Consider the following 1,684-nt stretch of genomic DNA (forward strand, 5'->3'; position numbering starts at 1 on the left):
GGACTGCCGATGACGGGCGTCGAAGAGTCGACCGAGGACACCCGAGTACGGCTCAAACGCGTCTCCGAGCGTGTCGCGGCCGCGAACGAGTCGACCGCTGACGCCATGACGCAGGCGGCGGGGCTCGGGACGGTCGCGTACCCGACGCCGAATCTCTGGGAGACACACCGCGAACTGATCGACGCGTACTACGAGCTTCGGCGCGCGATCGACGTGGTCGAGAAGACGATCGACAACCTCGATCCCGACTCGCGCGGCGGGACGCCCCGCCGCGTCAAGAACGACCACGCCGACCGACTGGCGGAGCAGTACGACGGGCCGGTGCTGAGTCTCGCGCTGATGCTGCTCGAACAGAACCGCCGCGAGTGGCTGCACGCGAAGCCCGATACGAACGGCGCGCAGTCAGTCGAACGTCACGGGCTGACGGCGAATCAACGCGAGTGGATCAACACGTTCGACGACGCGTACGAGGGTGACCTATGACCGATACCGAAAGCGATACCGAAACCGATACCGAAATCGATACCGAAATCGATACCGAAATCGATACCGAAAGCGATACCGCCGACGAACAGGACGAAAAGGCGCTCGACGACGTGTATCACGACCGAAACCTACTGGCGTGTGCGCTCGCCGTTGCGACGGGTGCGCCGTCGGGCTGGAAGCCGTCGCCGGACGCCGGCGACGAGTGGGCAATCGTCTGGATCGAGACGCCGATGGGGCAGGTCTCGTGGCATGTCGAAAAGGACCTCGCGGAGTCGATCGGGCCGATGCAACGCGACAGCGAGTACTCCGGGTACACGCGAGAACAGAAGAACGACGTACTGGCCTCGTGGGCCGAAGAGGGGTGCTGGTGCTAATGTCCCGGAGTGACGACGCGCCGACGGTCGATCCGGACCTCGACACGTTCCGGTTCGAGTGCTCCCGGCGCGACTGTTCGACGATCTTCGCTGGGGACGAGCTGGCGTCGATCGCGAAGCGGGGCGCCCGGCACCTGAATCGCGAGCACGGCAGTTCGTTCTCGACGTACGAGCAGTTCGATACGATCGAGCGCGGCGGGCACAAGGTCCACGGCAACGAGTGGACCGTCACGCGGATTCCGCAGTACGTCACCGCGTTCGACGTGATGGAGCGAATCGGTGCGATCGACGGGCTGCTCGTCCCCGCGGACCAGGACGAAATGTGCTCGCAGTGTCTCCATGTCATCCGCGACGACGACGCGCGGATCGACCTCGACGAGACGGACCGTGTCGATCCGGACACTGTCGACGACTGGTGGTGCGAATGGTGTGTCGCTGAGCGAGAGATCGAAGAGAAAGCGGAAGCGAACGCCTCGCTCAACGAGTTCGGGTTCACGGAGGAGACCGATGACTGAGTCGCTCCCCCGCGAGGACGTAACGGTCGGGACGATCTGCGAGTACACGCAGAACGGCGCCGACGAGTGGGTCATCGTCGTCCGCGAGCCCCGGTCGATCAGCGAGTACGCCGACGCGCTCGGCGCCCGCTCGATCCCCGAGGGCTGGGAGACGTTCGACGCCGAGACGACGGACGTGATCCACTTCGTCCCGCTCGATGGGAAGGACGACGTGATCGCCCGGCTGGAAGTGTCGGGGCTGGAGGGGCACCGAGAGGTTGCGACCGACCTCGCGACGCGCGACGACGTGCGCCCGCTGGTTGGTGCGCT

Annotated in this window: 4 protein-coding genes; all 4 read left to right on the forward strand. The window is 65.4% G+C overall.

Features of this window, described 5'->3' with window-relative positions; genetic code table 11:
- The coding region (locus tag C471_RS00020; protein ID WP_004045561.1) for a hypothetical protein at nt 1-483 on the forward strand (483 nt) is incomplete at its 5' end.
- A complete protein-coding gene (locus tag C471_RS00025; RefSeq protein WP_004045563.1) occupies nt 480-860 on the forward strand; it encodes a hypothetical protein in 381 nt (126 codons plus the stop codon). The genes C471_RS00020 and C471_RS00025, both read left to right, overlap by 4 nt.
- Entirely contained in the window at nt 860-1,375 is a 516-nt protein-coding gene (locus C471_RS00030; RefSeq protein ID WP_004045565.1) for a hypothetical protein, read from the forward strand. Before C471_RS00025 ends, C471_RS00030 begins: the two co-directional genes overlap by 1 nt.
- A partial coding sequence (locus tag C471_RS00035) for a hypothetical protein (RefSeq protein WP_004045567.1) occupies nt 1,368-1,684 on the forward strand: 317 nt, incomplete at its 3' end. The genes C471_RS00030 and C471_RS00035, both read left to right, overlap by 8 nt.

The sequence above is a fragment of the Halorubrum saccharovorum DSM 1137 genome (assembly GCF_000337915.1).
In the GTDB taxonomy this organism is placed as follows: domain Archaea; phylum Halobacteriota; class Halobacteria; order Halobacteriales; family Haloferacaceae; genus Halorubrum; species Halorubrum saccharovorum.

Coding starts and splice junctions, on each gene's coding strand:
- C471_RS00025 (WP_004045563.1), top strand. CDS start 480: ATGACCGATACCGAAAGCGATACCGAAACCGATACCGAAATCGATACC.
- C471_RS00030 (WP_004045565.1), top strand. CDS start 860: ATGTCCCGGAGTGACGACGCGCCGACGGTCGATCCGGACCTCGACACG.